The following is a 7,192-nucleotide window of genomic DNA, read 5'->3' on the forward strand; positions in this document are numbered from 1 at the left end:
GCCCTGGACACTGAACGTGGCGGGGGAGGGCTTTCACTTCGCGACTCGCCAGGCTGCCTGCGACGCCCTGATGCTGGCCCTCGAGGAGACCCGCGTCGTGGACGTGGGCATCGCTCAGCTCAACGTGCGCTGGCAGCCGCAGCTGTTTGGCGCCGGCAAGCGCTTTCCCCACCCCTGCGATGCCCTGGACCCCTACGCCAACCTGGAGGAGGCGGCGCGCCTGCTGCGCGGCCACTTCGAGGCCACCGGCGACTGGGTGCAGGCGGCCGGTCGCTACCACCGTCCCGCCGGCGGGGAGCCAGCGGCCCGCTACCGCCGCCTCGTCGCCGCCGAACTCGAGCGGCTGAAAACATCCCGCCAGCGGCAGCTGGCAGCCAACTGAGGGAGATGCCATCGATGACCTGCTCTGCCCCCTATCGCTGCCCCTACTGCGGGGCACCGGCCTGGCGCGAGCCTCGCGAGATCGAGCCGCCTATCGATTACTGCCACGAAGAGGCCCATGGCTCCCGGGAGGAGTACATGGAGGAGTGCATGGAGGAGTGCGGTGAGGATGCGTCGGGGGAGGTGCCTGATGCGTGACCGTCGCTGCCGGACGTTACCCGCTCTGATGGGTGGGCTCCTTGGGCTGCTTGCCGGGGGTGCTCAGGCGGAGACCATGCCTGAAATGTCCCTGGCCGAGCGGCCTGCCCTGGAAGTGCTGGCCGATCATGGCGGGGAGCCGGCCCGTCCTTACTTCGTCGCCATCGGCATGGCCGACGTGCCCGAGGAGGAGGGCTATGCCCCGGATCCGCGTGCGCCGGTGCCGTTCAGCGAGGCGGATATGCTGCCGGTGACCAGCGAGCGGCTATCGCCCGGCGAGGTACGCTTTCGCCCGCTGGAGCTGCCGAGCCGCATGACGCCCTTCTTCCTGGTCGGTGACGATGCGCTGTCGCTGCGCTGGCTGGAGGCCCGAGGGGAGACCCTGCGCGAGCTCAACGCGGTGGGGCTGATCGTCGAGGTGGCCACACCCGAGGGGCTTGAGCGCCTGCGCGAGGCGGCGCCAGGACTCGAGCTTCGCCCCACCCCGGGGGACGACCTGGCCCAGCGGCTGGGCCTGGCCCACTACCCGGTGCTGGTGACGGCTCAGGGGCTGGAGCAGTAGGAGCACGCAATGAACCAGACACACCCCCTGGAGGCGCTGCTGCGCCCGGCGGTAGAGCTCAACACCGCCCTGGTCTGCCTGGCCTGTGCGGTGCTCTGCATCATGGCGCCCTGGTCGCTGGCCCTGTCGCCCAGCGTGGGCTTCGGCATGGCGGCAGGCTTTGCCGCCTTCGGGCTGTGGCGTGCTCGGCAGGCCTGGGTGGTGCTGCGCTACCGTCGCAACATGAAGCGCCTGCCGCGCTTCGCGCTGCGCAGCCGGCAGATTCCGGTCAGCCAGCGGCTGCTGTGGATGGGCAAGGGCTTCAAGTGGGAGGCGCGCCACACCCAGCGGCTGCATGAGAGCCAACAGCCCCACGTGCAGCGCTATCTGCGCCCGGGGCCGGCCTACCGCCTGGCCCGTGAGCTGGAGAACCGGCTGGAGCGCTATGGCGCCGGTCGGCCGCTGGTGAAGATGCTCGCCGCGGATGTGCCCTGGAATCCGGTGCGCCCGCTGCCACCGGTGGGCGGTATGGCGGCACTGCACGCCGTGGAGTGGAGGGAGCGCGACGTCTACCTGCCCCTGGGGGAGCGGGTGGGTCACACCCTGGTGGAGGGCACCACCCGGGTCGGCAAGACCCGGCTCGCCGAGATCCTGATCACACAGGACATCCATCGCGGCGACGTGGTGATCGCCTTCGACCCCAAGGGCGACGCCGACCTGATGATCCGCATGTATGCCGAGGCGCAGCGGGCGGGCCGCGGGGATGCGTTCTACGTCTTCCACCTGGGCTGGCCGGATATCTCGGCACGCTACAACGCCGTGGGCCGCTTCGGGCGCATCTCCGAGGTGGCCACCCGGCTCGCCGGCCAGCTCTCCGGGGAGGGCAACAGCGCCGCCTTCCGCGAGTTCGCCTGGCGCTTCGTCAACATCGTGGCCCGGGCCCGTCATGCCCTGGGGCAGCGCCCGACCTACGAGCAGATCCTCTCGGACGTGGTGAACATCGATGGCCTGATGATCGAGTACGCCCAGCAGACCCTGACCCGCCACGACCAGCACGCCTGGGAGCGCATCACCACCATCGAGGGCAAGCTCAACGACAAGAACATCCCCCGCCAGTTTCAGGGCCGCGACAAGCGGGTGGTGGCCATCGAGCAGTACCTGCAGCAGGTCAAGGTGGTGGACGCCGTGCTCGAGGGGCTGCGCAGCGCCGTGCGCTACGACAAGACCTACTTCGACAAGATCGTGGCGAGCCTGCTGCCGCTGCTGGAGAAGCTGACCACCGGGCGCATCGCCGAGCTGCTTTCGCCGGACTATGACGACATCGAAGACCCTCGGCCGATCATCGACTGGCAGCAGATCATCCGCAAACGCGGCATCGTCTACGTGGGCTTGGATGCCATGAGCGACTTCGAGGTGGCCCAGGCAGTGGGCAACTCCATGTTCGCCGACCTGGTCTCGGTGGCCGGCCATATCTACAAGCACGGCATTGATGACGGCCTGCCGGCGGTGAACGGCAAGCGCATGGGCAAGGTGCCGATCAACCTTCACTGCGACGAGTTCAACGAGCTGATGGGCGACGAGTTCATCCCGCTCATCAACAAGGGGGGCGGTGCCGGCATCCAGGTCACCGCCTACACCCAGACCCTCTCCGACATCGAGGCGCGCATCGGCAACGCCGCCAAGGCCGGCCAGGTGGTCGGCAACTTCAACAACCTGGTGATGCTGCGGGTGCGCGAGGAGAAGACCGCCGAGCTGCTGACCCGGCAGCTGCGCCAGGTCAACGTGGCCACCCGCATGCTGGTCAGCATGGCCTCAGATTCCAGCGACATCGCCAACGATATCGACTTCACCTCCTCCGGCGGCGACCGCATCAGCACCGTGCAGGTGCCGATGATAGAGCCGGCGGATGTGGTCTCGCTGCCCAAGGGGCAGGCCTTCGCCCTGCTCGAGGGTGGTCAGCTCTGGAAGGTGCGTATGCCGCTGCCGCTGCCCGACAGGCACGAGGACATTCCCGGCAGCATCGCCGAGCTCGCCGAGCGCATGAAGCGCGACTACACCACCGGCGAGCAGTGGTGGACCGCGGTGATGCCGCCGCCGGTGAACCTGGAGCTGGGCGAGCTCGGGGCTGAACTCCCGATGCGGACCAGCGATGTCCAGGAGCCGCCGCCTGCGCAGGCAGAAGCCCGAAGGGAGGAGCATGACAAGGACGAGTCCAGAACGCGCCGGCAGGGGGAGGAGGCCGAGGATCAGCTGCTCGACGAGTGGCCGCTGGCTCAAGAGAGGGAGAACCGTGATGAACATCGAGACAACGCCCATGACGCCTGATGCCGCGGCAACCGCCATCGTCTCCAGCGTCGCCCTGGAGAGCGGCTCCCTGAGTGAGCTGCCGCCGGCCCTGTTCGGGCTGCTCGACTACGTGGTCATCGGCATCGACCGCGTCGAGCTGACCCAGCGCGCCTACCGCAAGGGGCTCTCGCCGGTGTGGGAGCAGGGCGAGCACCCCCATGAGGGGCGGCTGATCCTGCACTACCACGACCGCCGCTGGTCGCTGCTCTGCTCGCTGACGCCGGTGAGGGTGCACTGAGATGGCCACGGCAGAGCGCGCCCAGGAAACCCGACGCGGCTGGCTCTCCACGCTGTTCGGCCTGCCGTTTCAGATCATGGCGGTGCTGGTGGTCTCGCTGCTGATGTCGGTGCTGATCGAGTGGGCGGGGATCTACTGGCAGTGGTGGAGCCAGCCCGGGGCCCAGCACGCCCTGGAGACCCTGGAAGCGGAGGTGGCCCGGCTGGATACCACCTTCACCCGCTCGCTGCTGGTCTCGGACCCGGTCGCCCTGGCGACGGGGGCGGTCAGTCGCGCCTACGACTGGCTGTTCGTGAAAAGCGGGATCTCGGCCTGGCTCGAAACCAGCGCCCATCAAGGCGGCTGGCTCGGCACCCTGCACATCTACGTGCAGGGTGCGCTCTACGTCACGCTGATGACCCTGACCCGGGTGGTCATCCTGCTGCTGACCTCGCCGCTCTTCGCCCTGGCGGCCCTGGTCGGCTTCGTCGACGGCCTGGTGCGCCGTGACCTGCGCCGCTTCGGTGCGGGGCGCGAGTCCGCCTTCATCTACCACCATGCCAAGCGGGCCATCACGCCGGTCTTCGTGGTGGGCTGGCTGCTCTACCTGAGCGTGCCCTTCGCCATTCACCCCAACGCCTTCCTGCTGCCCTGCGCGGCGCTCTTCGGCCTGCTGGTCAGCATCGCCACAGGCAGTTTCAAGAAGTACCTCTGAGGCCTCACGTCGAGGGCCTTCCGTGGCCTCGCCGCTATCGTCCAGAGCCTGCGCGGGCTCCGGCGCTTGCGTGCCTAGGGTATTGAGCGAGCACAGATAAACGTCGTGTGCGGCGCTTATGGTTTCCTGCTGCGCTGCACCCCGGTGGGCGACAGGATGACGGCAAACACAGCCAACGGATGGACTGTCTTGCCATGACGCTTCGCCGCTTGCGACGGGCCCTGTCGCCCCTGCTTCTGACGCTGCTGACTGCTCAATTCGGTACCGCGTATGCCGCCGAGCGCGACGGCGTGCGCGATGAGATCGCCCGCCAGGATCTGGCCCTGATTCAGGACCAGCTGGCCCAGATCCAGCGCATCGTGGATCGGCTCGAGAGCCGCGTCGGAGAGTTCGACCCCCACACCACCCGCGTCTTTCTGGACGTGCCGCGCCTGCGTCGTGACATCGAAGCGGTGGCCGAGGGCATCGACGACGTGCTCGAGCCCCCACGCTTGCCGCCCCGCCAGCCGGCACCGCTCGCCGGCGACTACCTGCGGGAGCGGTACTGATGGAGGCCTTCGCCGCCGGTGCCGGCTTCGAGGCGCCACCCCTGGGTGTCCTGATTGCCGGGGTGGGCTGCACCGTGGTGCTGCTCTGGGCGTGCTGGAGCGCCATCTCCTCCTACCGAGGCTACGCCAAGGGGCGCGTCAGCGGCGACGACTTCGGCTTCGCCGCCCTGCGCGCCGTCTTCCTGGTCGTGGTGATGTTCTGGATTTTCCTCTGAGGCTGCAGGCCTCGCACTTTCGTCACTCAGCTATTCACGATTCAACAAGGAGCTCGATATGACTGCCGTGCGTTCTCTCTTCTCTTGTGCCCGTACCCGAGGGCTCGCCGCCCTGACCGCGATGGGGCTCGTGCCGGCTCAGGCCATGGCGCAGGGGCTGCCCACCATGGAGGCGCCGTCGCGAGGGGAGGGGGAGGGCCTGCTGACCACGCTGCAGAACTACCTGTTCGACTTCGGCGCCCTGGGCGGCCTGATCCTGGCTACGGTGGCCTTCCTGATTGTCGCCATCGCAGCCATAGCGACCTTCAACGAGGCCCGGGTGCGCGGCGAGTGGTCGAAGTTCGGCGTGGTGGTCGTGGTCGGGGTGGTACTGATCATCGCCATCATCTGGCTGGCCACCAAGGCGTCGGAGATCCTCTGATGGCCAACCGTCTCGACTTTCTGCCGACCCGCCTCAACGCCGCGCCGGTGGTGTTTCGGGGGATGACCGGGCATGAGGTTGGGATGATGGCCCTGGGCGGCCTGGCCGCGGGCCTGCTGCCGGGCGCGATCGGTGCCTGGCTGCTGGGGGCCATCGCCATGGTGCCCACCGTGGCCTTCGCCTGTGCCGGCATGGCGCTCTACTTCGGTGGGGCCGGCATGCGGCGGCTGCGGCGCGGTCGTCCCGCCGCCTGGCTCTATCGCAGCCTGCAGTTCCGCCTGGCCCGGCAGGGCATCCTCCTGTGGGGCGGCGAGACTCTGATCACCCGCTCCGGCCCCTACTCGCGGCGGCGGATGCGCTACCAGCCGGGAGGACGGCCATGAGTCGCTTTCGTCACGCCCTGAGCGCCCGGGACGCCCATATCACCACCCTGCGCCTGGTGATCGCGGTGCTGGCCCTGCTGAGCGCCGGCCTGTGGTGGGGCTGGAAGTCGGCCCCGGAGAACCTGACCATCCACAATCCGCCCGACCTGCGCTCCGGCAGCACCCGCGCCTGGTGGGAGGTCGACCCGTCGAGCGTCTATGCCTTCGGGTTCTACGTCTGGCAGCAGATCAACCGCTGGCCTTCAGACGGCCAGAGCGACTATCAACGCAACCTGCAGGCCTACTCGCCCTTTCTCACCCCTTCTTGTCAGCGCTACCTGGACAACGACTACGAGACCCGCAATCGCCGACAGGAGCTTTCCGGGCGCGTGCGAGGCATCTACGAGATCCCCGGGCGCGGGTATCGCGCCAGTGCCGTCGAGGTGCTGAGCCGCGATGCCTGGATCGTGACCCTGGATATGGCCATCGACGAGCAGTATGCCGGCACGCCGGTGCGCGACCTGTTCATTCGCTATCCGCTGCGCATCGTGCGCGCCGACGTGGACCCCCAGCGCAACCCCTGGGGCCTGCAGGTGGACTGCTTCGAGGGCACCCCGCAGCGCCTGGCGGTGCCCGGCCGTGAGGAGGAAGGAGACCTGCTATGAAGCGCGTGATACTGGCCTGCCTGGCGAGCGCGGTGCTGGCCGGCGACGCCCTGGCGGTGGAGATCATGCACTGGGAGCGCCGCCCCCTGGAGATACCGCTGCCGGTGGATGAGGAGCGCATCGTCACCCTGGACCGCAACGTGCGGGTGGGGCTGCCGCCGGCCCTGGCCAACCCCGAGGTGCTGCGCGTCCAGAGCGCCGGGGGCGTGCTCTACCTGAAGGCCTTCGAGGCCTTCGAGACCCAGCGCGTGCGGGTGCAGGACGTGGAGAGCGGGGATGTGCTGCTGCTGGACCTCTCGGCCCGGGAGGGAGCCAGCGGTGAGGAGATCCTGGTGGTGGACAGCCGCGAGGCGTCGCCGGCCAGGGCAAGTGCATCCTCGGGTAACAACGGAGGGCAGGCGTCAGAGGCGTCCCGGCCGGCGACTCAGGCATCAGGCGGTGAGGCTCAGCAAGCCACCGCCACGCCGGTGCCCGTGCTGCTGACCCGGCATGCCGCCCAGTCCCTCTATGCGCCGCAGCGGACCATCGAGCCCCTGCGCGGCGTCTTTCGCGTGCCCATGCGGCTGCCCGAGTCGCTTGGCAC

Annotated in this window: 10 protein-coding genes and 2 pseudogenes; all 12 read left to right on the plus strand. The window is 68.8% G+C overall.

Features of this window, described 5'->3' with window-relative positions; all coding sequences use genetic code 11:
* Positions 1-382 (plus strand): annotated as a pseudogene (locus IBX53_RS13390) (lytic transglycosylase domain-containing protein); the annotation flags it as partial.
* A gap of 14 nt (positions 383-396) precedes the next feature.
* The gene (locus IBX53_RS13395; RefSeq protein WP_290910046.1) at positions 397-579 is read left to right on the plus strand and encodes a hypothetical protein; all 183 of its coding nucleotides are present in this window, start codon (positions 397-399) and stop codon (positions 577-579) included.
* Between the two features lie 76 nt (positions 580-655).
* On the plus strand, positions 656-1,141 hold the full coding sequence (locus IBX53_RS13400; RefSeq protein WP_290910048.1) for an integrating conjugative element protein: 486 nt from the start codon (positions 656-658) through the stop codon (positions 1,139-1,141).
* Positions 1,142-1,150: 9 nt separating this feature from the next.
* Positions 1,151-3,196 (plus strand): annotated as a pseudogene (gene traD, locus IBX53_RS13405) (type IV conjugative transfer system coupling protein TraD); the annotation flags it as partial.
* 217 nt (positions 3,197-3,413) lie between these two features.
* The gene (locus IBX53_RS13410; RefSeq protein WP_290910052.1) at positions 3,414-3,704 is read left to right on the plus strand and encodes a hypothetical protein; all 291 of its coding nucleotides are present in this window, start codon (positions 3,414-3,416) and stop codon (positions 3,702-3,704) included.
* Between the two features lies 1 nt (position 3,705).
* A complete protein-coding gene (locus IBX53_RS13415) occupies positions 3,706-4,398 on the plus strand; it encodes a TIGR03747 family integrating conjugative element membrane protein (RefSeq protein WP_290910054.1) in 693 nt (230 codons plus the stop codon).
* A gap of 194 nt (positions 4,399-4,592) precedes the next feature.
* The gene (locus IBX53_RS13420; RefSeq protein WP_290910055.1) at positions 4,593-4,946 is read left to right on the plus strand and encodes an RAQPRD family integrative conjugative element protein; all 354 of its coding nucleotides are present in this window, start codon (positions 4,593-4,595) and stop codon (positions 4,944-4,946) included.
* On the plus strand, positions 4,946-5,161 hold the full coding sequence (locus IBX53_RS13425; protein ID WP_023005028.1) for a TIGR03758 family integrating conjugative element protein: 216 nt from the start codon (positions 4,946-4,948) through the stop codon (positions 5,159-5,161). Before IBX53_RS13420 ends, IBX53_RS13425 begins: the two co-directional genes overlap by 1 nt.
* 58 nt (positions 5,162-5,219) lie before the next feature.
* Positions 5,220-5,582, plus strand: coding sequence for a TIGR03745 family integrating conjugative element membrane protein (locus IBX53_RS13430; RefSeq protein WP_290910058.1), 363 nt, complete (start codon positions 5,220-5,222; stop codon positions 5,580-5,582).
* Positions 5,582-5,965, plus strand: a complete 384-nt coding sequence (locus tag IBX53_RS13435; protein ID WP_290910061.1) for a TIGR03750 family conjugal transfer protein — start codon at positions 5,582-5,584, stop codon at positions 5,963-5,965. Before IBX53_RS13430 ends, IBX53_RS13435 begins: the two co-directional genes overlap by 1 nt.
* A complete protein-coding gene (locus IBX53_RS13440; protein ID WP_290910064.1) occupies positions 5,962-6,609 on the plus strand; it encodes a PFL_4703 family integrating conjugative element protein in 648 nt (215 codons plus the stop codon). The genes IBX53_RS13435 and IBX53_RS13440 overlap by 4 nt, the downstream gene beginning before the upstream one ends.
* The coding region (locus IBX53_RS13445) for a TIGR03749 family integrating conjugative element protein (protein ID WP_290910066.1) at positions 6,606-7,192 on the plus strand (587 nt) is incomplete at its 3' end. The genes IBX53_RS13440 and IBX53_RS13445, both read left to right, overlap by 4 nt.

The sequence above is a fragment of the Halomonas sp. genome, from assembly GCF_014859505.1.
In the GTDB taxonomy this organism is placed as follows: domain Bacteria; phylum Pseudomonadota; class Gammaproteobacteria; order Pseudomonadales; family Halomonadaceae; genus Halomonas.